This is a genomic window from Legionella sp. 39-23, from assembly GCF_001897665.1.
GTDB lineage: Bacteria > Pseudomonadota > Gammaproteobacteria > Legionellales > Legionellaceae > Legionella > Legionella steelei.
Window position 1 is genome coordinate 1 of record NZ_MKTO01000029.1, and the last position, 24,876, is coordinate 24,876.

A 24,876-nucleotide genomic window follows, 5' to 3' on the forward strand; every position below is an offset into this window, starting at 1 on the left:
TTAATAAACCAATTCGGAATAGCTCTTATTTTTCCTGAATTTTGTTCCAGATTACCAGACCTAGATTACCGTAATTGGGATAAGTTTTGTTGCGTTTGTGTTTCTGCATTTACCGCAGCTAATAATTGTTGTTCTAAATTTGCGATGCGTTCTTTTGCATTATCTATTTTGATTTGTGCAAATTGTAGCAGGGTGTGGTTCTCAAAATACTCCTCAAGAATTTCACCAAATTGTTCATACAGAGTTACAAATTGTTGATAGGCTTCCTCAACATTCGTCACTTCATGGTTAAATTGAATGATTTGATGACGGAAGAGAATGTGAATCAGTTTAATGGGATTGCCATGCAAATCGCCAAGCGTAATCGCCCCTAAATTGTTTTCCAGTACATTAGGATATTTATAAATATCAATATTCTTACTGATAAAACGTCTGGTCATCCTTACTCAGATCAGGTGATTTTTCATAGTAAGCAAAATAATGGATTCCAGCACAAATATCAATTTTCATGCTAACGAATTGTCAACAGCTGCAATTTTCTATAAAGACCAAAGGATACACAATGTGTGCCCCTTATCTGTTGAGAAAGAGAAGTGCTAAATTTAAAAGGGAGAGGCAGGCCATGACGCTAAAAGTCAAAATCATGCCGCGAGTGCGAAATTTTAGGTGATGTTTTGCTGTAAGAAATGCATAAGCATGGAAGATGCGTCCTAAGATAAAGAAAAAAATCAAAGTGCAAAGCACAATCCAGTTTGCACTATTTACTTCAGCACAAAGAAGTAAGATGAGCGTAAGAGGAACATATTCTCCAAAATTGCCGTGAGCTCTGACTGCCATTTCTAAATCAGCAAATTCTTTACTTCCCATGCCAACTTTATATTTATGACGTAGCGTCACGACTTGGACTGAGAGATATATGTAGGCGAGGGCTAACAAGGAAGCAGCTAGGGTTGTCATTGGATACATTTCACTCTCCTAATAAGTAGGTTTCTGTATTGGTTGTTGCAGAATTCAGTTGCACGACAAAATCATCAAAGCAATGCTGAACCGCATCAAAAAACATTAACCAAGGGCAATGACCAGCTTTAGTAATTATTTTATGGGTACTATTTTTTCCTTGGAACTTTTTATTGTTCCTAAAAATTTGGGGTGGGCAAATAAAGTCATTTTCACTGGCAATGGTCATTGTTGGTATTGTCTCTGGAAACCATTTACAGTAGAAATCCGGGTAAAAATGTTCAATGGCATAATGATAAGCTGTATTATTAAAGGCAAAAAGAGGCATGATTTTTTCTCCCTCCGCCAATTCGTCAGCAGTAAAACAGTAGTATTTATAAGTATTCCAAAATTCTTTATAGGTTAGATCTGAAGGTGCCAAATGATATTCACTGGCAGCAGGAACTAAATCAGGTAAATGATGTTGCTGCTGCATCGCGCTGACATGCTGAAAAAAACTGTTTTCAGTGGTGGTATTCATTAACACCAGGCCTGCAAGATGATGTTCTAATTCAGGTAAATTTAAAGCAAACATTCCTGAAAAACTGTGTGTCACTAATACTGGTTGAGGGAAGGATTTTAATAAATCAATTAAACCATCTTGCCAATGTTGTATATCCAGTGTGCCTTGTGAGTTAGTACCATCTTGCGGAAAATCTAAAAGAAAAATCGTTCCCGGTAACTGCAAGGAACTGCAAAAATTGCTGAGATATTCAGAGCCCAAACCAGGGCCTCCGGGTAAGCATAACCAGGTGTATCCTGGACCTTCCGTGATTTGTTGTATTTTATAACCATACTTTGTGTGTTTCATATTGGTACATACTTTTTTATCAGCTTGTAATCATAACACAGGGGTTAGTTGAATTTATGCGTGATTAGCATTTATAGTGGATTAAGTGGTTTTCCATTAACTCGAAATAGGCACAAATGCCGAACTATTGAAACAGGTGAGGGTATGATGAAAAAAACAGCGCATAGTGTTTTTTTATTCTGTCTTTTTTTAATTTCGGCGCAAGCGCATGCGACTGTTTTGAGGTATAGCGGTAAATGTCAATTTACTCTGACTCGGGATCGTTATGCTTATTGTTTAGAGAAGGAAATGGTTTTTTACGACGGTGAATTTAAAAGACTTTATAGCAACTTAACACCAGAAGCATCCCTACTTGCTTCTGAAGCATTAGCAACACAAATTATTGAACCTAATTGTGATGCTATAGCGCAAAAAATTGGTGCTGGTTTGGAATATCATATCGTTTTTCGAACCTGCATGATTAATATCACCAAAGAAAAGATTGCCTGCATCAAGAGATTTATTCCATGCCAAATCTGTTGGGGAAGGAAATTAGCGAATACGATAAAAAAACCTCTTTTGTTCCTAGAAGGAGTTTCTATCAATATCTCGGATCCTACTTGATTGAGGAACGCCAAGATGAGTAACCCTTATCCGCTCTGATGGACACCTTCTCTCTGACAGGGATAAGGGATATGCTCTTAACTTCAATTGAGAGAAAATTCCCTTTCTATTTTGTGGGAGAGGACTAGGGGTAGGGCACATTTCTCTTGAGACGATGGGATGTTCTTTGAATTTGAATATGATGGTCAGAAGTAAGAAGTCCTCACTCCTGCTTTTGGGAAGAGTATGAGAGAACGCATTTTCCTTGGGGAGGAGAAGAAATCCCCTCTCCCATTTTGGAGAGGGGGGCAGGGGGGAGGATATTTTCTCTCCTCTAGGGAGATGAACTAGTAGTTAATTTGAAGATGGTTTGGAGGCAACAGCATCAGCAGAGCACGCATCTGCAACAGTATCGATCTCTGCATCATATTGTTTGTCGGTCATATCATTAGAGCGTTTGAGCAGATCGGTTAATTTAGGCTTAGCACATTCACAATATGCAGTAATTAATTTTTTATCTTCATCGGATTGTTTTGGATAGATAAGATCCCATCTGTTTTGGCAATAATCAGCTATATCACTGTCCTTTGCTTTACTTAAACCCACTTCATCTTCCAATGAATCCATTGCATCATGCAACAGGGTTCTTGACATACAGATATGGATTGCTTTTTGAACGGCAGCGTCATTGTCTAAAGGTAGTTTTGCAGCACAACCACAGTATTTTTCTCCAAAATTTTTAAAATCTACTTTATCTTTTGCATCATCGGCTTTTTTCATCCAGGAATTAGTACAATTAGTTTGAAAGTCCCCTCCTCCACCTGCGGCATCTGCATAAGTCGGTAAAGAAAACATCATGGCAAGAACAGAAATTGCGACTCCCTTACAGAAAAAATTCATGATTTGTTGCTCCTTTGCTTTGATTGTAATTTTACCCCTTCCTCATTGAGAATAGCTAATGTCTTTAAGGTTATCCATAATATTTTGAAAAAATTAAAGTCTATTGGCCTAATACTTTAGTTGCATTTTGCACTTACAGGTTGGGTGCCTAAATTTGTGACTTGGGCCTTGGTTCCAGGGTCTGCGGATATAGGGATTTGCTGCACGTTGGTTAAAGCGGAGACTAACGAATCACCTTGTTTTAGCGACGTACCATTGAACATTCCTTTTCCACTAATTATGCGAACGGAAACATAGTTTTGTGTGCTTGCAACCACATGTACTTCACATAATAGAGAAAGCACTTGATTATTTGTATTGGTTAAAATAACCGGTTTATTGGGATCAAGGCTGATTTCGACTGGTGTAGAAAAAACCACAGAACTCGTTAAAATCAGCATGCAAGATAATAATTTATGGATAGATCGATACATAATGGTCCTTTTTTTATTGATTATTCTTAGCGGTATCTGCAAAAAAATGACCGACATTTTTTTGCAGGTTTTTATTATCATGCAATCAATAACTGAAATAAAGAATCAAAGAAAAAAAGTAAGCGTTTATGCAATGCGTCAATTTAAGTGTAGCCTGGGTGAAGGTCCGAAACCCGGGTTTCACTTCGTTGCACCCAGGCTACAAGTATATTAATGAGCCTCTGATCATATTCAGATTTGTAAAGCAGGAGCTGCCTTAGCTTGAAGTGCATACACAAATTCAGTTATTGTCCGGACCTTTTGATCCACAAGCTCATCGGCTTTTCCAGACTTAATCAATGCGTTTAGTTCATTGCCTAATCTACCATCTATCAAAGTAGATAAATGTTCGATTAAATTAATCTCTTTTAGGCTAGGATCTCTTTGCTCTTTTGGCTTTAAAGCGTTTTGTACTGCGACAACTGCATCGTTTTTTTGTTTAAAACTTTTTTGCAAGCAGGTAAAAAAGCGATGGAAATACTCTTTAGTCTTGCCTGAGGAGTCAACCACTTTTTTTCTGTCTTCAAGATAGCCTGAAAGGAGCTTATTGATGTCATACTCTCTAAGTTTTTCCTGATTTTGAGCTAAAGCATATCCTTCAATAATCGATTTAACTCTGGCCTTATGTTTTGTGCGATATTCTTCAACTTTGTCATGATTTCCAGCAAAAGCGTAGCCTTGGGCAATATCATTAGCAGATATATTATATGTTGTCCGATATTCTTCGACTTTTTCATGATTTCCAGCTAACGCATAGCCATGAACAATCGCCACTGGATTTACCTGATACAGCATCCGATATTCTTCAACTTTGTCATCATTTCCAGAGATCGCATATCCTTGAGCAATAGCACTAGCACTTGCATGATGAGTCATGTAGTACTCATCTACTTTGTCGTGATTTCCCATGATTGCATAACTTTGGGCAATCACATCCTTATTGGCGTTAAGTCGAAAACGATATATTTCGACTTTCTCATCGTCTCCAGCTAAAGCATAATATTTAGCGATTGAATGCACGCTTGCATTATATGTGGTCCGATATTCTTCAACTTTTGTATGATTTCGAGCTAAAGCGTAGCCTTTAACAATGTCACTAGCACGTGCTTTATGTATCGTTCGATATTCTTCAACTTTGCCATCATTTCCAGCCAGAGCATAGCCTTTAGCAATTGCATGCACGCTTGCTTTATGTTTGGTTCGATACTCTTCTACTTTGATATGATTGCCAGCGGTGGCATAACCTTCAGCAATCGCATCAACGCTTGCTTTATGTTTGGTTCGATATGCTTCAACTTTGCGATCATTTCCGGCAAGAGCATAGCCTTTAGCAATCTCATCAATGTTTGCTTTATGTGTTGTCCGATATTTTTCAACTTTGTCATCATTTCCAGCGAGAGCATAGCTGTGTGCAATGGCATGTACGCTTGCTTTATATGTCTTGCGATATTCTTCAACCTTAGGAGCATTGCCAGCGAGAGCGTAGCCTCTAGCAATTTCATGCACACTTGCTTTATATATCCTTTGATATTCTGCAACTTTAGGACCATTTCCAGCTAAAGCATAACCTCTAGCAATTGCATGAACACTGGCTTTGTATTTTGTTCGATACTCTCCGACTTTCAGCGTATTGCCAGCAAAAGCATAACCTTCAGCAATTCGATCGACACTGGCGTTACAAGGAGGAAGCTGATACTCCATAACCTTACGATGATTTGCTTTCATAGCATAGGCACGTGCAATTTCATCAGCACTTGCTCCTAGCTCCCATAACCATTTTACTTTCTCGTGTTGCTCCTCTAATGCGAGACAAGCTGCTGCGGTGATTAACAGCTGATTGATTTTTCTGGCATCAATGTGCCGGTCTTTTAACCGGGATGCTAAATCTTGTGGGCTAGTCGCTTCTTGTGTAGCGTGATAAATAAAATCGAACATAAGGGATATTTAATCGAATAAGATTTGGGCTTTTATTATACGACAATTATTTTTATTAGTCGATTTGTCTCCTATTATCCATGTAGCGTGGATTCATGATAATCAGGATTGAAAAGTTAAAAAGAGCATGTAAAAATTCTGTGTGAAAATTTTGGACTTAAATTTATAAAGGATGATCAAATGTTTACAAAACTTCTTATCAGTGTTTCATTTTTATTATGTTCTCTTTCAGCATACAGTATGCCTGATGAGGAAAGAGCTTATCTTGCGAATCAATGCCATGAATTATCACAAAAAATTGAAGAGTTAAGTGCGGAACAAACAAACAGTTGTTCTTCTTTGATGCATGAATCTGCACGCTTGGTAGAACAAACTGGTGCGTTCATTTTAAAAGAATACTGGTTTAATGCCCGCACCAACCTGCATCGTTCTTACAGAGTATTAGGGGATGCAAATCAAATGAACTGCAAAACCTCTTCAGTAATTTTAGCTGCCCGCAAAGGCATCGATGACATTTTAGAACAACTGTATGGATTAGAATAAGAACAGTAGAAAAGACTAATAAAGTTGATTGACCTCTAAAAGGAAATACACATGAAAGTTATAGTAATCGGTGGAACTGGGACAATAGGCAATGCGGTTTGTGACGAATTAGCACAACGTCACACGGTAGTTACCGTAGGGCATACGAATGGTGATTATCAAGTTGATATTAGAGACACTAATTCAATTGCATTACTTTATAAAGCACTTGGTTCATTCGATGCAGTGGTTGCTGTAACTGGCGAGGTATATTTTGAAGCGCTAAGCCAATTTACTGAGGAACAATATACTATAGGTCTGAATAGTAAATTAATGGGGCAGGTTAGGCTCGTGTTAGAGGGACTTAAATACATCAATAAAGGGGGGTCATTTACTTTAACCAGCGGTATTTTAAGTCATGATCCAATCCCGATGGGCACTTCTGCAGCCATGGTCAACGGTGCGATCAATTCTTTTGTAAAAAGTGCGGCGATTGAAATGCCTCATCATCTGCGTATTAATGCGGTAAGCCCTACTGTCCTTTCAGAGTCAATGAATCGATACGCACCTTTTTTTCGTGGTTTTGAATCGGTGCCAGCAAGTCGAGTTGCACTGGCGTATAGTAAAAGTGTCGAGGGAGCACAAACAGGCATGGTTTATTCTGTTGAATAAAAATTTCAGCTTTTGCACAATCAGGTTTAGGGGAAGGGGTTTAAAATGAAGATTAGAGTATGTTGGTTTATTTTGCTTGCCTATTTATTGGCTGCAAAAATTAGTGCGGCTGTTCCTGCTGCTTTAATGTTTCATGATAAACCCATCGATGCGCTGTGTTTTTTTAATGTAGAAGGAAAAGAAATTGATCTGAAGCAATGTGGATTAGCAAAAGCCAAATACGCAGTGAAAGGGCACAATGCCAGTCTCATCGAAAAGGGATATATAGGATATAACTGGCAAGATCCAGAATATCCGGGCCCTGCAGAAGGATACAGTTATTATAAATTTTTTAATGCCGGGAAAAACGTGTATTGGCTTTACACCATTAATAGTGGTGGCGGCACCGGAGATTTCACGGCCATTCTGCGAGTAAAGAGAAAAAGTACGGATATTTTAGAAATAGAAACTCTAGTAGATGGTGATCGCTGCAATGGTGGCGTGCAAGATGTCTCTGCCGTAAATGATCATTTAAGTTTTAGTCAGAATCTTACTGCCTACGATCTTATTGCACTATCTAAGAAAGCTGCGCCAGACGTTAAAGCCTATGATGATTTAGCGGCTTGTGCTATTTGCTGTGTTGCAAAAGCATATTATGAACTGGGTGGCAATGCGCAGTTGCAACTGAGTTATGTTGATTTAGATAAGGTTAAAGAGATCCAGGAAATGCCTGAACAAGGTACGCTCCAACCATGCTTGAACCAATTATTCACTTCTTATGCTACTGAAGGTAAAACGAAATTAAAGCACAATATGCTTGATGAGTTTGTCGCGAAATTTAAGCAAACGTGTATCCAGCATCATTAGGGTTATAAAATTTTATATACAAAACCCTTTTCTTTGCTACTGTTTCGAACGACAGAAACGCTTAATTAGGCTATGCTTATTCAATGCTTCAGCACGATATTGTGGATCAGGGAGAGTACTAAGAATGAGTTATTTTGATGTAAAGGACCCAATATGTGAGACCGAAGATTGTCCCAAGCACATCAGTGTGGAGTTAATTCCGAGAACGGTAGATCTCGGAGGGTTTCAAGTGGGACGTGTATTACCATCTAAGGAAAAGAGAACCGTGGGGCCTTTTGTCTTCTGGGATCAAGCCGGACCTAGTGAACTGCTTACGGGTAAGGGAATTGATGTTCGTCCACACCCTCATATTGGTTTATCAACGATGACTTATTTATTCTCTGGTCGACTGGAACACCGAGATACACTTGGGAGTCATCAAATTATTGTTCCAGGTGAAGTGAACTTAATGACTGCTGGACGAGGCATTGCTCATTCAGAACGTACACCACAACCCGATCGCTTTTATCCGCAACATTTTTTTGGCATCCAGTGCTGGCTTGCACTACCTCTTAATAAAGAGGAAACAAACCCTTCATTTAATCATTATGATAAAAGTGCAATTCCTATGGATAATGATAATAATATAAGTTTTTGGGTAATTGTTGGGGAATGGATGGGACTTAGATCTTCAGTTATTACGCAAAACGATGCACTTTTTGTTGAATGTAAGTTACAAGCACAGGCTGAATTGATTATTCCATCTACCCTGGAAGAACGCGCGATTCATCTTTTAAGCGGCAAGATAACCATTGATAATGTGAGCTATGATGCCACGCGAATGTTAGTTCTTAAGCCCGGGGCTGAACTGAAAGTGATGGCGGATTCGGCGGTGCATATGATTATCCTGGGGGGAGCTGCTTTAGAGGAGCGGCGGTACCTGTGGTGGAATTTTGTGTCCAGTTCGCGGGAACGAATTGAGCAAGCGAAATTAGATTGGAAGGAAGGAAAATTTGGCAAAATACCAGGTGATGAGAAAGAATTTATTCCTTTACCAGACTAAAGGGTCCTGTTTACATTTCGCTAGCTTGAGCCAAAATGTAAACAGGTCCTGCATTGCGGTGAAAATCTTATAAAACACTTAATATTATCAAAAAGGACCTTGAAATGAAAAAGTCGGATCACGAAGCTCAGTATCTCAAAGATGGTGTCATCAAAACAAAATTGACAGGATATAATCTGCTCAACAACTCCAGATTAAACAAAGGGACCGCGTTTACTAATAGTGAACGAGATATGTTTGCACTTCACGGTTTATTACCACCGCAGGTGAGTACCTTAGAAGAACAGCAAAAACGCCGTCATGATAGATTGACAGCATTCCCAACATCGTTAGACAAATATAGTTTCTTGCGTGATCTTCAAGATAATAATGAAACTCTTTTTTACTCGTTGATTATTAACAATATCGAGGAAATGCTCCCTATCGTTTATACCCCTGTAGTTGGCGAAGGATGCCAAAAATTCAGTGAGGTATTCCGCAAGCCGCGTGGTCTATTCCTTAGTTATCCCAACAAGAACATGATTGATCAAATTTTTTCTCATCCACGCTATGATTTGATTAAATGTATTGTCGTCAGTGATGGTGAACGCATTCTTGGTCTTGGTGATCAAGGTGCTGGAGGGATGGGAATTCCTATCGGAAAAATGGCGCTTTACACTGCTTTAGCTGGCATTCCCCCTCAATATTGTTTACCTATTTTACTGGACGTAGGTACTGATAATGAAGAGCGATTAGCTGATCCTCTTTATATTGGCTGGCGTCATAAGCGTATTCGTGGTGCTGAGTATGACGAGTTCGTTGAGTCATTTGTATCCGCAGTAAAACGTCGGTGGCCAAATGTTCTTCTGCAATGGGAAGATTTTGCGGGAATGAACGCTGCACGGTTGTTGACCCGTTATCGCGATCAACTCTGCACGTTTAATGATGACATCCAGGGAACCGCTGCTATGGCGACCGGTACGTTGCTTTCCGCTATTAATGTGACTGGAATTCCTCTGGCCGAGCAAAAAATTGTTTTCCTTGGTTTCGGAGGAACTGGTCATGGAATTGCTCAATTAATGCGCGGCGCTCTTATGGATGCAGGATTAAGTGAGCAAGAGGCTAGTGATCGTATCTATGCGGTGGACCGATATGGATTGCTTGTGGAAGGTAGCAAGGGATTGACTGAGGATCAAGCTGCTTTTGCTCGTAAGCGTTCTGAAGTAGCTGGGTGGCAGGTTGCCAATCGTGAGGAAATTGGCTTGCTGGATGTTGTGCGTCATGTGAAGCCTACTGCACTTATCGGGGTTTCGGCACAACAGGGTGCATTTACTGAAGCAGTGGTGCGCACCATGGCTCAATACACAGATAGGCCAGTTATTTTCCCTTTATCTAACCCAACGTCTCATAGTGAAGCAGTGCCTCAAGATCTTCTGACTTGGACTGAGGGACGTGCTTTGATTGGCACAGGAAGTCCTTTTGATCCAGTTAAATACAATGGAAAAGAGTTTCATATTGATCAGACGAATAATTCATACATCTTTCCAGGATTAGCTTTAGGTATTATCTCAGCGAAAGCAAAACGAGTTTCAGATGGGATGATTAAAGCTTCGGCGCTTGCACTTGCGGGATGTTCCCCTGCGAGGAAAGATAAGTCGGCAAACCTTTTACCACCTATTGCCGATCTTCGTGCCATTAGTCTTGAGGTAGCAAAAGCGGTGGGGAAACAGGCGATTTCTGAAGGCCTTGCTGGGGTCAATGAGGCTGAGTTTGAGAGTGAACTTGCTGCCAACATCTGGAACCCCATTTATATTCCTTATGACTTAGCTGACTGAGTCAGGCTTTGGACACTTCAAAGACGACTTGGAATAAAAAAATCCAAGTCGTCTTTTTATATATGCCAAATTAGAGTTTATATAAAAAAACATTATGGTATATATTAACTCAAATTATGTGACAATACTGTGCTATCATCTTCAGAGCGCAAAAACGGTTCTTTATGCGACAAACTGTATAAATCATAGAATGGATGACTCAATCAGAGGATACATAAATGATAAACTCCGAGATGCCTATCGATTTAAAAAAGAAATGCTTTGAGGATCTATTCGCAAATACACGCACCTGCCGAATCTCTCGTGAATATTTAATGGAATTACTCGACGTTGGGAAACTAAATATTTGGCAGTGGGATCTGAGTACAAATGAAGTCATTGACTTTGGTTATTCTGAGTCTTTATCCATTCTAACCCCAAACAGTGAAGTAGGACATATTGATCATTTTATAACGCGGCTTCACCCAGAACATCGTGAAGAAGTTGCTAATAAGTTAATCGATTCTCTTTCTTATTTTGAGGATTATAGAGCGGATTTTCGTATTCAATCGACTCAGGGACATTATGAATGGGTGTCAGCGCATGGTCGTTGTATTCGCGATGCAGAAAATAATGCGATTAAAATGGTAGGGACTTGGCATTTTATTACGGAACAAAAAAAGAACCAGGAATTAATTCGGTTACAACAGTCAACACTTGATCGCATCTCAAGATGTTATTTTTCAGGGGAGTCTGCATCCACCTTATCGCATGAGATCTCTCAACCTATATTGGCACTAAACTCCTATCTTCTTGGGAGTATTTTACGTTTGAAACAAGAAGGTAATGACGTTAATGAATTTATAGATGTACTGCAAAAAGCGTTAGAACAAGTTGAGTTAATCAATACGATTATTAAGCGAATGAGACGTTTTGTTACCCATGGCGAATTGCATTTTGAGCGAGTTGATTTGGCTTTATTAGCAAAACAATCAGTTGTCTTATCAAAATTTTATTCTAATTTTTCTGGAACTGTTCAATATGAGATTGATGAGCATTTGACAGAAGTTTCTTTAGATAGAAATCAAATGGGGCAGGTATTTTTAAACCTGATTAATAATGCATTTGAAGCCTTGGTTGATGCACAAACAAATAATCCTACCTTATTGATTAATATAAAAAATATCGATTCTGGGGTGTTGGTGACTATCACCGATAATGGACCAGGAATTACGCAAAATGTGCTCGATAATCTACTGGCTTCGTGTTACAGCACTAAGGAATATGGCTTGGGTTTGGGATTGAGTATTTGTAGAAAAATTATTGAGGGCCATGGCGGATGTTTCAAAATAGAAAAAAATACCGTAGGCGAAGGGACGGTGTGTTCTTTTAGACTGCCTATGCAAACTTCGGGATCTAACAATGAATAAGACTATTTATGTTGTTGATGATGATGAGAACGTATTGCGTGCTTTAAAATGGCTTTTTGAGTCTATGAGCTTTGAAGTGCAAACCTATTTAAGTGCAAAAATTTTTTTGGAACAATATAATCCGCTGCATGAGGGGTGTTTGATTACCGATGTTCGGATGCCTGATATGGATGGGCTTGAGCTATTCGACAAATTAAAGCGGCAAAACAGCATGCTTAAAGTAATTATTATTACGGCTTATGGCGACATTCCTATGGCTGTTAGAGCGATAAAAGCTGGAGCGATTGATTTTATCACTAAGCCCATCAATGAAAGTGATTTATTAAAGCTGATTAAAAAATGTCTTGAGCATTATCCAAACCTTACCACCAATGCAATGAACAAATATGAGCTTTTAACCGATAAGGAGTTGCAAGCCCTCGAGCTCATTTGGACAAATAGTTAAATACTCTTGCCTCAATAGCCCAATAATGTTCTGATTCGTTTGGTATAATCCTTTAGAGTTGTGTTCATCATAAATTCTTTTAGTGGTGTGTCGATATTAAAATAAAAAATGTTAGCTAAAAAACCATAACAACACGCATCCAAAGTATGTGGTGTATTGCCGAATATAAAATCATTATCGCCTACAATATGTTGAATGGTTTGTAAATCATCAATACCTGATTGATATATATCCTTGAAGGGATACCTACCAATACCTTGATAATGATATTTTTCAATATTGTATTTTCTTACATTTTCAAGTGAAGCGTCTGATAATTCAGAAAATTGTTTTAGGAACTCTGCTTTGAATAAAGGCCAAAATTGATCATCTTGCCAGCGCGAATAGGACATAACCCAATACAAATGATTATCTAACATGCGAGTCACTAAAAAATGAATGTTTTTTTGTTCTTTTGTTAGATCGTGATCCAAATCCACATATTTTTGTGACAGATATTGCAACATGTTATTACTGTCTGTAATGATTTGCCCTGCATCATGCAAATAAGGTAGCTGTCCTCGAGGTGCGTTCTGCGTATCAATAATATGCTCATGTTGATAATCTATGTGGGCTAAGCGAAGAAAAGTATCTACTTTTAAGCCAAAAGGATTGTTATCTGGAAGACCAAAAAGCTCAGGATAGGAATATAAAATTATCATAGAAAACTCCCTTTCTTACTTATGATAGCATAACCCATCCTTACCCCACGTTACATTGGGATGAGCAAAGCGCCGCGTTGCTGCATCCAAGCTGCGGAGGAAAAGGTTATTTCACCTATCAGACCTTATTGATTTACTCTTATTTAACAAAACAAAAGCATTTTTTTACAAAGGACTTTTTACAACTTAATATTTGTTTAATAAATACTCAGTATCATGTTTAGATATTCCCTTGCAAATAAGCCGGCAAATTCTAGGGGGGAGACTAATAAATGACAATAGCACTGAGTACTACCAGCCAAGAGCTAATTAAAAAAATATGTGGAAGCAGACCTGATCTTGCTGCCTTGTTGCAGAGCGTTACAACAGATATTGAACGAAAGACTTTGCTCGCCTGGTTTGCACTAACCTCCAAAACTAAGACTAGTGATGCAGACTTTTTTTTAATCGCCTCATTACAAAACTCGTTATTAAAGGATCTGAATAAGTCATTAAATCCTGGGAAGAAAGAAGATGAAACCAAAAAAGCGGGGGTTTCTGCAGCAGTCAAATACGGACTATTAGCACTTGCAGGAACAATTTATTTTGGTTGCGAGGGATTTGATGGTGTTACTGCATTCATGGGAATTTTTTCATCGATTCCTACGATTGCTATTTTCTTGGGGGGAACGCTCTTTTCAATCCTGTCCATGATTGTATTTTATAGCTTTGACTTGGTTGAAATTTCCAAAAACCTAGGTATTAAATCTTCAGAAACGCCGCAGTTGCTTGATATTTTACTTGAGCAATTCAAAGAAATAAAAGCGATTCGTGCGCGTATTAGCCGCGTTTCTGGGAAGTCCAAAGATGAACTGCAGGCTGATCTTGAACTTGCAAAAATGCTGTATCAGCGACATCTGGATTTAAAAGAAGCTCGAGATGAATTGAATGCTGCTTTGGACAACCCATACTTAAAAGCTGGAAAGTACATCACTGCAGGGGTTGCGGGCATTATCTTTTTCAGTGGTGGTTTTTTTGCTGGGCAAACTGTGGCGCTGGCTATTGCAGGTTTATTTGTTGCTTCAATGGCTGCAACAGCATGGCCTATTGTGGTCGCGAGTATTGCAGTTGGTATAGCTGCCTTGAGTGTTTACTGGTTTGTTGAACGTCCAGGAATTGAAAATCTAATTAGCCGTTGGCGAGGGCTGGATAAAGAAAAGATTGATAAATTATGCAAATCGGATGTTGTAGATAAAGAAACCGAGAAACTAAAAACATTAATTGATGAACTTGAATCTGGCGTTAGAAGCTTAGAGAAAGAAGAGGCAGCGCAATTGGAAATACAGACGTTAAGGCAAAAAGTATCGCAAATGGAGACCTTAGAAAAAAGAGCTTCTCGCGCTGACGAGTTGGAACAGACTGCATCACGAGTGCCTGAATTGGAGCAACAAGTATCTCGTTTACGTGGAGAGTTGAACCAACACACTCAAAGGGGAGAGCACGCATCTGCGCTACAAACATACTCTCATTTTAGTCATCTCAGAAGAACAAAGTCTGCCGATAATCTGCATCATCTGCACCAAATGGATGGTACGAATTCCTCTGCACTGCTGTAATGCGGATCTTCAGGTGTAGCCTGGGTGCAGCGTAGTGGAACCCGGGTTTTGGATAACAAATCATGCTCTTATAACCCGGGTTCAGCTGTGCTGCTCCGGGTTACAATTTTTCAGTATGGAAACTAAAAGTATCCGCAACCTTCATTTACAGCGAGGCACTTAATGTCGCTTCTGTATCTAAAGTAAGTTCTTGTTGCAAAGGATGCTCTTTTTTACTAGAAGTAGCCAATAACCCATTCTTGACTAGGCCTTTCATCACAACATGAGCGCTTGCAGGTTGCTGCCAAGCAGGAGTTGCGACCGGCTTTTGTCCAAGCACCGTTGGTGGTTGGGGTATCGGTTTTCTCCCTGGATTAAGTTGGTTTTCTTCCGCTGCCAATAATTTAAGTTGCTCGGCAGTAAGTGGTTGCATTTGGCTTGAGTAGGTAAAAGGAAGCACGCGCAGTTTAAGCACTAAAAAGAATGCTTCGAATGAATTACTGAGTTCAGTATACCCATGTTTTAACGGTGCAGCATAGGTTGCCTGTAATTGCGATGGAGATAATGTACCAATGCTATTTAGATCCGTACGATAATAAATTTTTCGATCATCACCTAACAGCAGCAAGGGTTGCGGTTGGCGATATTGATGATCAATATCGGGCATTTGCTCCAGCCCTCCATATTCTGCTTGCTCAGGAAGAGCACTTCCTTTAAATACCTGATGCAAATCCTGCAATGACTCGGTCATACCATTCAAACAGGCTTGTTTGTTAAAATCATTATTCGACGCATCAAAATCACCATCACCGCCTGCTTGAACTGGAGGTTCGCTGTTATCGGGAGTTGGGTCATAAACGCGTTTGGTGTAGACAGTTATTCGGTTTAATTCATCATGCAAATTATTGACTAAAATACTACCCCAAACCCCAAAGCGCTGTGGCAGTATGTCACGCAAGTCTCCCATAAATGAAATATGGCCTGCAGCGAAGTGATCGGTATAGTAGTGAAAGCAAAAAAACTCCATTCCCAAAGCCAAAGCTTGATAGCGATGGGCCATATCCTGCAGGTTATCCCGATTTAAACCACCTGGAGTTTGTTTCAGTGTATTGAGTAACTCATTGAATTCGCTATTTTTCGATTGATAATCTGCGTGCGCCATGAGTTGGGTTAGCTCATAATGAATGCGTGCGTATCTAAGCGCTATATGATGTCCAATGGTGTATACACGGACTGACCAAGGAGTGAAATGTGACAAGTTTCTATTTAAAATTTCACTATAGTTTTTTACCCTCAGGGCAAACATAAGTTGCTGCACATAAAAATTGAGCGTACTTGAAAAGGGGATGTAATTGGCATCATTTATTGTATAAATAGTCTTGATATCGCTTTGCTGTACGTCTTTATTTGCTAGTCGTTTATAAGAGCTAATTAATTTTTGTTCCTCGGGTTCAGTAACCGGCTTTTTGATTAAATAAGTCCCTAAGGTTCCGCATGCGCCTGTACTATCAAATTTTTTTGGTTTTGCATTAAACTCAGCTAAGCTTGGCAAATTTAAACAGACTTCTTGGCCGCCAAAATAGTCCCCAGACATGGCAACAATGTTGCCGGCGGAAAGATTTAATCCAATCGACTCAGGCAGGCCAAGTTCGTTAAATCCTTGCAGCTGTAAATGCAAGCCCCCTTTCTCATCAATAGTGACATAGGGATTATTTTTTAAAACCTCCCAATCTAAAAAACGTAATGCATCACCCAGTTCCGTGTGTTCAGTCGTATCCATAAGCAAGCTCCATTTTTCTTATTTTTAAGTTCGCTACAAAAACACAATGAATTTATTAAAGCTGTTCCAGCATTTATGGTGTAAAAAAGAAGGGCTAAGTATTAAATATAGAAGTGAGATGTAAAATTTTCAAATAGCCATTTGATGCTCTGTTCCAGCCGTTCAGCAAGGATTTATTATTCACATCTATAATTAAAAATAATGCGCAACTGGAGGTAATTATGGCCGATGAAAAAAGAGAAGCATTAGGAGTGCATCGTAATACCTTATTTTCTGCTCCTGAAAATAATACAGCCTCTTCTAAAGATCGCTTAAAGGATTTTGATGCAGCAAAACAGAGTCAATGGCTGGAATTTAGCAAAAACGTGATTCAAGATTTAGGACCGAGAATATCTGCTTTTCCGCAAGTACCACCAGTAGTTCATAAAGATATTCATTGTCCCCCAGATATGTTGCAATCTCGAGTGGGGTGCACATATGCTTGGTTGGCTGATAAGCGGCGCGAAATAGCCAAAATGTTAAAACAAGGTCCGTTGCGACATCAATTTGGATTAATTAATAAAGCAGGTTTTGTATCGACTGATGAGTTTAATTTGTCCCGAGATCTACCCACGCAAAAGAATTTGATCTATGAGCATCTAATCGTTTTAACTCAGAAAAATGAGGAACACATTGAGATTAACCGGCAACAACATCAAGCACAGGATGGTACAAAATATACGATTACGGTCAAGTTAACAGCTGAGGAACGTGAGCGCTTACATCAAAAAAATGCAGAGTCACCATCCCCATTTGTTGAAGATGATATTATTCTTACTATTACTTTTGACGATTATGGGAAAGATGACAGCAGAACATCCCTTGTAGTGGATCATCGTCCTACTCCTTTTAATCAAGATTATCGTGATAGTTCGAGCTATTTCCAGGTACAATTTGATTTGATCGAGCCTTATTTTCAGGCGTGCTGTGATTGGGAGTCCGATCATGATATTAAGGATTTTTTAGCTAATGCAGGAAAACTCGCGTATGGTCTTGCGCAATTACAGCCTGTAGGTCGAGGCAACTCAGCAATTGTTGAATGGATGATCAGAGGACTTGCTAAAGATAAGCATATTGAATTAGGGCCATTTAATCACAATGAATTGGGATGGGACTTTAAAGCATTCTTAACCCCAGATATCAATGTATATGCAGCTTGGTTTGCTGAAAAAGCATTTACACAGCCTGTGCTCGTAGAAGGCGAAGATTTAGCCCCTAGAGTGTTATAAGGCTCAATTACCTTTTACTCTAACCAGGCTTCGTAGGGTATCCATTACTCCCGCTTTAGCAAAAAGTAATTTAACTTATAAATTGAAACTAGGAACTGCTTTATGAAGAACTATACGGTAAGGTGGTTACATCCTGACGACAAGGAAAACTGGTTAACGATGTGGCAGGAATATATGGCGTTTTATCAAATATCGCTGCCGGCAGATGTAGTGGATAATACCTTGCGTACCTTGCTCTCAGATAATAAAAATTCAGGTTGTCTTATTGCCTGCGATCCTCAAAACGTAGCTGTTGGGTTTCTAACGTTTATTACCCACCTAAGTACCTGGGCCATAGAACCAGAATGTTATGTGCATGATTTATACGTAAAACCCGAGTGTCGAAGAGGGGGAGTGGCCAAAAAGCTCATGGATGAGTTAAAACACTTAGGTAAACTAAGGCATTGGAGTAGAGTGTATTGGCTCACCGGCCCCAATAATCGAGTGGCGCAAGCGCTTTATGATAACATTGCAAACCGCGAGCCTTGGATTGTTTATACGATGTTTGATTGAGTTGAGTATTGGTACGGCTTAATCCTGCGAGCGCAGAAAGGGTAGGCCTCTTCCCCGGCAGGAGAAGAGGGCTTGCCCTAAGCAGTCTCCACAAACTCAGCGATTTGAATCCGACTTGGTGGAACTGAGTTAAAAGGAGCATGTTCTAGCCACAAATTGCCATCCATGCCTCGTACAAATACTTGTAATTGATTTGACATCCTTGTTCTCCAAATGAGCATATTTTAATTAATACCAGGAAATCACCTTAAAAAGTCAAATAAGATTGGCATGAGCTAATGACTCCAGGCCATAAGTGCAGTATATATAACAAAAAAATAAACACTAATGGTAAAAAACAGTCGGTGTAGTTTTTTTTTCTCATGAGTAGAGGTATTGGAAATGCAGGTAAAGCAGGAGCTAGAGGATATTATCAATCCAGTAAAAGTAGAGCTTGGTTTTAGCGAAGATGGGAATCCTAAAGTAAAGTTCAAGGTGCTCGCAGAAGACGTACCATCGATTGATTTTTCAATTGCACGTGATATCGGTGTCGTAAGCCCATTTACCCCCAGTTATCCATCTATAGAAATTCGCTGTCATGTTGTGCAAGCCCTGATGCCTCAAGAGGATTATGAGTATGGCTTGATCCAAAATTTAATTTTCAGTAAGCGTGAAGCTTTATATTATGATATAGAGAGGAACACGACTTATAAATACTGTAAAAATCACAATGCCTCCTTAGGCCCAATCAGAGATGGTGGCCAATCAGAAGAGGATCCTTATTATGATGTGGCAAGCCGAAGTATTGCAGGTGATAAGAAAGCGACGCTGGTATTAAAGGACTCACCAATGTTTTCAGCGCCACGAAAATCAGAATCTCATCGGGTTGCTCTTACATCCATGGAAATCAAAGAGGCATTTGATGTATGGTTTTATGCAAAACATTCCCGAACAGGAGACGAGTATTATAAAAAACTATATCATTGGGAAATCCAATATAGTTTAAGCTGCGAAGAGATCAATGCATTATCTACATTAGGTTCTTTAGCTCCAAGTATGGGACAAGTCACTTATCGTGTAAGCAAAAGTCACGATGAGGCGATGAAAACAAAACCGCATTATCTGGTGGTGCAAGGAGAAAGACCAGATGAAAAAATCAGGTTAATCGATACAGATAGACGCCGGGGAAGTGCGTTTTTTAAAGAGCTTAGAGAGTGTAAAGACGCAGATGATAGGCACCTAAGTCAAGCGGGCCCACGCTGATTCCTTATGAATGACATTTTCGCAATATGAGGCAACTGCTAAAGCCCCGCTCGCGCATGGATATGAGGATCTCACTCCTGGCAAAGCATTCTTGCTGGTTATAAAGCTTAGATTACTTGCTCCTTTTTATTCGCCTAAAGTTGAGCCTCTTAGAGCAGAAGAACAAGAAAGCATACTGAGAGATGAACAAGAATTTGCATCTAAGATCAAACTACAGAAAGTGCAAATGAAGCAATCTACTGTAAGTTCAGGGGCTACTCTTAAAAGAGATGACGGCTCCTTAGGCCAATGGCGTTTGAATCGCCCACAAGCCTCAATTCTGCCCTTAAGTTTTTTGAACGGGTCTGCAAAACAGTCTCTCGTTAAAGCCGAACGTTCTCTCGAACCTCAAGAGACATTATTAAAGTCATCAACCAATTGATTGTAAATAAATTTATAATACATTAAATTGGTTGTTATCCTGCCAAGCCACAACGCGAGACGCTAATAGAACTTGATAAAGAATAAGGACATGTATCAATGCTCGATCTAATCAAACCGGCACTTTTCAATGCGCAGTTAATCAGAAGTTTAGGGTGTGCCACCTATCAAGGAGCCGAAATTGGTGAATGTCTTGCAATAGCGAATCAAATAGAACCTGGCAATAAAGAAAGCTGGTATACGCATTGGGCTGCTTTTGCTGATAGCAATTACAGCATGGCTGAAACTTATCGTGCTCAAGGATTACACGCCGATGCAAAGTTGGCCTTTCTGCGTGCCTCTACGTATTATCGAACTGCTTTCTTTTTCTTGGAAGATGAGCCTTCTGACCCTCGGATTGAACAGGCATTGCAATACAGTATTCGTGCTTTTCATCAGGCGCTTGAATTTTTTGAAACACCAGTGGAAAAGGTAGAAATTCCCTTCGAGAACACCACCTTACCTGGTTATCTTTATCTGAATAATTCTTTTCCGCAGGCGCCTAAACCCATTTTAATCGATACTGGCGGTGGTGATGGCACGAAGGAGGAATCTTATTTTAATACGGCAGCAGAAGCGTTAAGTCGTGGTTTTCATTGTCTGAATTTTGAAGGTCCTGGTCAAGGCAGTTTGCTGCGTTTAAATAAAATACCCTTTATCCCAGATTGGGAGCGAGTGATCAAACACGTTGTTGATTTTATTATCGAGCGTCCAGAAATTGATCCCCAGAAGATTTTCTTAATTGGACGCAGCTTTGGTGGATATCTTGCTGCGCGGGCGGTAACCCAAGAAAAACGAATTGCGGCCTGTATTGTTGATCCTGGGATATTTGATGCAAGTGGCAATTTAGAAGCCAAATTTAATTCGTTTAAAACGAAGGCTCCTGATTTAAAAGATGTTCCTTTAGAGCAAGCGATAACACAACTAATGCAAACGGATGAACATTTACGGTTTATGTTAGCAAGCCGAAAATGGCGATTTGGGGCTAAAACAATTGAGGAAATGCTCGCTAAAACGCGTGACTATACATTGCATGGCTTAGTCGAACAGATTCAATGCCCTATGTTGGTTTGTGATAATACTTTAGAATACATCACATTAGGCCAGGCAAAAAAACTATATGATCAGCTGCAATGCAAAAAGCACTATATTCTTTTTAATGAGACAGAGGGAACGGGTGGGCATTGCGAACCGCTTGCACCAAGATTATTTAGTGCAAAAGTTTATGCCTGGCTGAGGGGCTGTTGACTGATACTATCCTGGCCAATGTGATCCGATGTTTACATACTACCCTGTCATCCCAAAAGATGTTAGGTAATTCGTTGACAAAATGACAGGGGTAGGCTGGGCTGTTAAGCCCAGCATCCGCAGAGTTCATTCGTACTCTCCAAAATTCCATTATGAAGCCCAATTAACACGTATCTTACTCATGGTGCTCCAGCTCATTGTTACATGCTGGGCTTAGCAACCCAGCCTAAGGTTAGTTAGCGTGAGATTGTCCTTGTGTTTCGGTACTCTAAAATCACGCCATTTTGGCTTAGTCAATAGCTAGGGCTAAGCCAGAGGATTGGGATATTTTTGTAAGTAACGTTTCCCAAATTGATAAGAGGCATAATCAGTAATATGGCCTACATCACGGTATATGGGAATGCCATTGATGTCTGCTTTACAGGTACTGTGCGCACATTGTACTTTTTTAGGGTCTATGATAATTAATTGCGGGTACTTGCGTTGCATTTGCTGAAATAACTGATTTAGCCATTGAACCTCATTAAAGGTAAAATCACATTCGTGCGGGATATATGCGGTTCTTTGTTTTATATGTTTAAAAAAACAGTCATGAAAATTATTTTGTATTCTCGCCGTTGCATGGATTAATACAGGTTTTGCTCCTGAGGCAATAATGATTGCAAGTGCTTTATCTAAGGCGTTGACCAATCTTTTTTGGGATAGGCGGTAAGAGCGTTTATCACCCAGGTTATTGATGATGTTGTCGGTAAAATAATTAACCCATAATTGTCCAATGATTACATAATCGTAGTGATTGTGTTGAACCATTTGATAATACTTTTGGGTCTGCTCATAACAGTGCGAATAGACTCGTCTTTTAAAATACCACCAATCATAAAGATAAATGTCGGGCAAGGTTAAGCAAGACGATACGGTTTGCATTAAAATAGAGACATTTGCTGCTTGCCCTAACTTATCCATAAAACCCCAATAATGATTGGCAAATGAATCCCCAATCATTAATGCGTGTTTACTGTCTGCTTTTTTTGCGCCAAGAAGACATTGAGTATTGTTTTTATTCTGAGAATCAGCCATACACAAAGCTCTTTGTGGACTGTTGTATTGGTTCAATTGTTGATAGATGGCTAATAGTTCATCATTAAAGCGCTGAGGAAATCCCTGATTTTTTCTAATCATATAGTCGCTCAGATGTAGCGCAAGTATAGGGACTAATAACAGGAGTACAACAGTGTGTCGCAACGGCATGTGTTTCCAGCGTTTTGCAGGTTTTTCAATAAAGCGCCAGGAAAGGTAGGCTAAAACAAAAGTAAGTCCAAAAGCACTTAATACAACAGGGGATGTCTCGACGATACTTTGATATCTCAAAAATGAAAAAACTACCCAATGCCAAATATAAAGAGAATAAGACAATAATCCTATGAAAACCAACGGCTTACTAGACAGTAATTGGCTCAAGATATTTTGAGGCGAATAGGTCCCTATGAGAATCAGTAATCCTGTTGCAATGCAAACGACAAAAGCATGTTCATCAGGGTAACCTGCCAATACAGGGTTAAGGCTGGCAAGATACAGTAATGTGATTAATGCCAAGCCTCCCACTAGGTTTAAAAGATATGTATTGCCAGCAAAAAAAGTCGCCGGTATGAAGGCGACACACGCGCCGATCAAAAACTCAAAGATTCTGCTCGAAAATAAGTAGTAGGTGTGTGCAGGTATGGTTTTCGCCTGATACAAGGAGCAGAGAAAAGCGATACAAGTCAAGCCAACGATAAGTGGTATCATGTATTTTTTAGGTGTAACACGATGCACACCGTAGATGAGGCAAGGTAAAAGCAAATAGCATTGCCACTCTATTGAAAGAGACCAGGTATGGAGTAAGGGAATCTGCTGGGTATCTGGTGCAAAATAGCCCGTGGTCGTTTTATCAAAAAACAAGTTAGATAGAAATAAAGAAGTTTTGCGTGCACTTCTACTGTATTGTATTAAATCATCAGGCAAAAAAAACAATAATGCTAATGCAGAAGTCACTAGGAGCAAACAAACAAAGACAGGTTGTAAACGCCATAATCTTCGATTGTAAAAGTTTAAAAAAGAAAAAGAACCGTTCTGAAGTGACTGATGAATGATACCCGTGATAAGGAAGCCCGAGATCACAAAAAATACATCCACGCCGATAAAGCCTGCAGGGAAAAAGGAGAGTCCTCCGTGATAAATTAAGACCAGTAGAATCGCAATCGCTCTGAGCCCATCAATATCGGGTCGGTATTTCATTTGTTCTCGAACAAAAATGCCAATGCTAGCATCTCGGTTACGGTTTATCTATAACCCATCTTGTTGTGATTGGCACGGCTAATTGTGAATAAACTCATGCAACTGAATGAACCAAATGAGTAAATATTTTTATTTTTTAATGTGTTAAGTATGTCTACAACTTGATCCCATATTTCAATTGTCGATGAGCCTTTGTTTTGAGAGGACCTGCTTTGGGAGTCGATATAACGAATAGAGTCTTCAAGTTTTTTTTCACTTAATTGTTTGCGTACCGCATTCATGATAATGGACGCTTCTACAGCAGATTTTGTTCTAATGATATAACCTAATGCCATGCCAATCGGCTCGATTGTGGAAATAAGATTGACATAATGGTTATAGCGCTTGGAAGTTTTCTATTCAGGAAAATATTTTTTCTGCGATGTTTTTTTTATACAACGTAATGTGTGGCACCTTGTTGCTAACATACTTGAATAGATGATCAATATGGGAAAGACAACCTTCTAGGAATTCGAGTTTTTCTTGTGTGCTCTTAAGAATCATTGTAATTCTCCACTATCCATATAGTCTTATTCACGCTAAGTGCACATTCAATTCTATTTGGTCAATTTAGATACTATTATAGTATATATATCCTGCTTCAATTATTTTGATGCAGGATACTTAAGGATGTTTCTTACGGTGCAGCGTCTTAATGAAATACATACTGCTTTTGTGAGGGAATAATGCCGTCAATACGCGTTTTTTTTGCAATTACTGTTCCAAGTAAAACACAAGCTAAACTATCAAGATGTTTAAATTCTTTACAAAAAAACCTCTCTTCGGATTATATTCGTTGGGCTCATGTTGAAAAAATGCATATAACATTACAATTTTTAGGTGATTTGCCACAAGAACAGTTAGTACCGGTGATAGAACATGTGCGCGCTGCAATAAAAAATCTACCCGTATTTCAACTCGAATTAGGGCATTTGGAATGGTTTCCTTCATCACATCGTCCTAAAGTTATTTCTTTGTCAGTGCAACCACAAGCGACTTTAGCTACACTGTCTGAGACAATCGGAAAGGCGCTTATTGCATTGCATGTTCCTGTTGAGTCACGCCCATTTCGAGGGCATTTAACTATGGGACGATTGATTCGACATAGGATCCCTCATGAGCTTTTAGAAACGATAAAAGTGCCGATTATGCCGCCTATTACAGTAGATAAGATTTATCTGATTGAAAGTAGACCTGAAAAAGGGATGCAAAATTACTATTCATTGGCGGAATTTAAACTGGCTTAGAATATT

The 24,876-nt window shown here is 39.4% G+C and carries 26 protein-coding genes; 15 read left to right on the plus strand and 11 right to left on the minus strand.

Translation table 11 applies throughout. The annotated features are described in order from the left end of the window. Positions 1–65: 65 nt before the first annotated feature. From BGO44_RS10785 to BGO44_RS10795, 3 genes are all read right to left on the minus strand, one after another. Positions 66–440 carry a hypothetical protein gene (locus BGO44_RS10785; protein WP_273200349.1) on the minus strand — a complete coding sequence of 125 codons (375 nt, stop codon included), beginning with the start codon at positions 438–440 and terminating at the stop codon, positions 66–68. Between the two features lie 133 nt (positions 441–573). After that, positions 574–966: an MAPEG family protein gene (locus BGO44_RS10790; protein WP_273200346.1), complete on the minus strand. Its 393-nt coding sequence runs from the start codon at positions 964–966 to the stop codon at positions 574–576. A 1-nt stretch (position 967) separates the two neighbouring features. Beyond that, positions 968–1,807: an alpha/beta fold hydrolase gene (locus BGO44_RS10795; RefSeq protein WP_273200344.1), complete on the minus strand. Its 840-nt coding sequence runs from the start codon at positions 1,805–1,807 to the stop codon at positions 968–970. A 144-nt stretch (positions 1,808–1,951) separates the two neighbouring features. Between BGO44_RS10795 and BGO44_RS10800 the strand changes: the two genes are divergently transcribed. Then, positions 1,952–2,410 (plus strand): lysozyme inhibitor LprI family protein, encoded by a 459-nt coding sequence (locus BGO44_RS10800; RefSeq protein ID WP_058509233.1) that lies wholly within the window; start codon positions 1,952–1,954, stop codon positions 2,408–2,410. A 333-nt stretch (positions 2,411–2,743) separates the two neighbouring features. Here the strand turns inward: BGO44_RS10800 and BGO44_RS10805 are convergent, their stop codons facing one another. The 3 genes from BGO44_RS10805 to BGO44_RS10815 form a co-directional block, all read right to left on the minus strand. Further along, positions 2,744–3,289: a hypothetical protein gene (locus BGO44_RS10805; protein ID WP_058509234.1), complete on the minus strand. Its 546-nt coding sequence runs from the start codon at positions 3,287–3,289 to the stop codon at positions 2,744–2,746. A 116-nt stretch (positions 3,290–3,405) separates the two neighbouring features. Beyond that, the gene (locus BGO44_RS10810; RefSeq protein WP_058509235.1) at positions 3,406–3,762 is read right to left on the minus strand and encodes a hypothetical protein; all 357 of its coding nucleotides are present in this window, start codon (positions 3,760–3,762) and stop codon (positions 3,406–3,408) included. Positions 3,763–3,993: 231 nt separating this feature from the next. Further along, complete coding sequence (locus BGO44_RS10815; RefSeq protein ID WP_273200339.1) at positions 3,994–5,736, minus strand: hypothetical protein; 1,743 nt, start codon at positions 5,734–5,736, stop codon at positions 3,994–3,996. A 180-nt stretch (positions 5,737–5,916) separates the two neighbouring features. Between BGO44_RS10815 and BGO44_RS10820 the strand changes: the two genes are divergently transcribed. From BGO44_RS10820 to BGO44_RS10850, 7 genes are all read left to right on the plus strand, one after another. Continuing rightward, positions 5,917–6,279, plus strand: a complete 363-nt coding sequence (locus BGO44_RS10820; RefSeq protein ID WP_058509238.1) for a hypothetical protein — start codon at positions 5,917–5,919, stop codon at positions 6,277–6,279. Positions 6,280–6,330: 51 nt separating this feature from the next. Beyond that, the gene (locus tag BGO44_RS10825; RefSeq protein WP_058509239.1) at positions 6,331–6,930 is read left to right on the plus strand and encodes a short chain dehydrogenase; all 600 of its coding nucleotides are present in this window, start codon (positions 6,331–6,333) and stop codon (positions 6,928–6,930) included. Between the two features lie 45 nt (positions 6,931–6,975). Then, the gene (locus tag BGO44_RS10830) at positions 6,976–7,776 is read left to right on the plus strand and encodes a hypothetical protein (RefSeq protein ID WP_058509240.1); all 801 of its coding nucleotides are present in this window, start codon (positions 6,976–6,978) and stop codon (positions 7,774–7,776) included. Between the two features lie 124 nt (positions 7,777–7,900). Then, positions 7,901–8,818: a pirin family protein gene (locus BGO44_RS10835; protein ID WP_058509241.1), complete on the plus strand. Its 918-nt coding sequence runs from the start codon at positions 7,901–7,903 to the stop codon at positions 8,816–8,818. 104 nt (positions 8,819–8,922) lie between these two features. Next, the gene (locus BGO44_RS10840) at positions 8,923–10,632 is read left to right on the plus strand and encodes an NAD-dependent malic enzyme (protein ID WP_273200337.1); all 1,710 of its coding nucleotides are present in this window, start codon (positions 8,923–8,925) and stop codon (positions 10,630–10,632) included. Between the two features lie 218 nt (positions 10,633–10,850). Continuing rightward, positions 10,851–12,041: a sensor histidine kinase gene (locus BGO44_RS10845; protein ID WP_058509243.1), complete on the plus strand. Its 1,191-nt coding sequence runs from the start codon at positions 10,851–10,853 to the stop codon at positions 12,039–12,041. After that, positions 12,034–12,486, plus strand: coding sequence for a response regulator transcription factor (locus BGO44_RS10850; protein WP_058509244.1), 453 nt, complete (start codon positions 12,034–12,036; stop codon positions 12,484–12,486). Before BGO44_RS10845 ends, BGO44_RS10850 begins: the two co-directional genes overlap by 8 nt. Before the next feature lie 11 nt (positions 12,487–12,497). Here the strand turns inward: BGO44_RS10850 and BGO44_RS10855 are convergent, their stop codons facing one another. Continuing rightward, the gene (locus BGO44_RS10855; RefSeq protein WP_058509245.1) at positions 12,498–13,187 is read right to left on the minus strand and encodes a glutathione S-transferase family protein; all 690 of its coding nucleotides are present in this window, start codon (positions 13,185–13,187) and stop codon (positions 12,498–12,500) included. Between the two features lie 272 nt (positions 13,188–13,459). Between BGO44_RS10855 and BGO44_RS10860 the strand changes: the two genes are divergently transcribed. Continuing rightward, on the plus strand, positions 13,460–14,782 hold the full coding sequence (locus BGO44_RS10860; RefSeq protein ID WP_058509246.1) for a hypothetical protein: 1,323 nt from the start codon (positions 13,460–13,462) through the stop codon (positions 14,780–14,782). Positions 14,783–14,927: 145 nt separating this feature from the next. Here the strand turns inward: BGO44_RS10860 and BGO44_RS10865 are convergent, their stop codons facing one another. Then, positions 14,928–16,541: a hypothetical protein gene (locus tag BGO44_RS10865; RefSeq protein ID WP_058509247.1), complete on the minus strand. Its 1,614-nt coding sequence runs from the start codon at positions 16,539–16,541 to the stop codon at positions 14,928–14,930. A gap of 221 nt (positions 16,542–16,762) precedes the next feature. On the opposite strand from BGO44_RS10865, the gene BGO44_RS10870 reads away from it, so the two are divergent. Continuing rightward, the gene (locus BGO44_RS10870; RefSeq protein WP_058509248.1) at positions 16,763–17,809 is read left to right on the plus strand and encodes a hypothetical protein; all 1,047 of its coding nucleotides are present in this window, start codon (positions 16,763–16,765) and stop codon (positions 17,807–17,809) included. A 102-nt stretch (positions 17,810–17,911) separates the two neighbouring features. Further along, a complete protein-coding gene (locus BGO44_RS10875) occupies positions 17,912–18,361 on the plus strand; it encodes a GNAT family N-acetyltransferase (RefSeq protein ID WP_273200330.1) in 450 nt (149 codons plus the stop codon). Between the two features lie 77 nt (positions 18,362–18,438). Here the strand turns inward: BGO44_RS10875 and BGO44_RS10880 are convergent, their stop codons facing one another. Then, complete coding sequence (locus tag BGO44_RS10880) at positions 18,439–18,561, minus strand: hypothetical protein (protein ID WP_272947109.1); 123 nt, start codon at positions 18,559–18,561, stop codon at positions 18,439–18,441. 181 nt (positions 18,562–18,742) lie between these two features. On the opposite strand from BGO44_RS10880, the gene BGO44_RS10885 reads away from it, so the two are divergent. The 3 genes from BGO44_RS10885 to BGO44_RS10895 all read left to right on the plus strand — a co-directional run bounded on the left by BGO44_RS10885 (position 18,743) and on the right by BGO44_RS10895 (position 21,310). Next, positions 18,743–19,603 (plus strand): hypothetical protein, encoded by an 861-nt coding sequence (locus BGO44_RS10885; protein ID WP_058509250.1) that lies wholly within the window; start codon positions 18,743–18,745, stop codon positions 19,601–19,603. 10 nt (positions 19,604–19,613) lie between these two features. Then, positions 19,614–20,024: a hypothetical protein gene (locus tag BGO44_RS10890; RefSeq protein ID WP_058509251.1), complete on the plus strand. Its 411-nt coding sequence runs from the start codon at positions 19,614–19,616 to the stop codon at positions 20,022–20,024. A gap of 98 nt (positions 20,025–20,122) precedes the next feature. Continuing rightward, entirely contained in the window at positions 20,123–21,310 is a 1,188-nt protein-coding gene (locus BGO44_RS10895) for an alpha/beta hydrolase family protein (RefSeq protein WP_058509252.1), read from the plus strand. A 306-nt stretch (positions 21,311–21,616) separates the two neighbouring features. On the opposite strand, the gene BGO44_RS10900 is transcribed toward BGO44_RS10895, so the two are convergent. Continuing rightward, the gene (locus BGO44_RS10900) at positions 21,617–23,584 is read right to left on the minus strand and encodes an acyltransferase family protein (RefSeq protein ID WP_058509253.1); all 1,968 of its coding nucleotides are present in this window, start codon (positions 23,582–23,584) and stop codon (positions 21,617–21,619) included. 44 nt (positions 23,585–23,628) lie between these two features. After that, positions 23,629–23,919 (minus strand): hypothetical protein, encoded by a 291-nt coding sequence (locus tag BGO44_RS10905; RefSeq protein WP_058509254.1) that lies wholly within the window; start codon positions 23,917–23,919, stop codon positions 23,629–23,631. A gap of 390 nt (positions 23,920–24,309) precedes the next feature. Here BGO44_RS10905 and thpR point away from each other — a divergent pair, with 390 nt between their 5' ends. Beyond that, on the plus strand, positions 24,310–24,870 hold the full coding sequence (gene thpR / locus BGO44_RS10910; protein ID WP_273200325.1) for an RNA 2',3'-cyclic phosphodiesterase: 561 nt from the start codon (positions 24,310–24,312) through the stop codon (positions 24,868–24,870). Positions 24,871–24,876 lie beyond the last annotated feature (6 nt).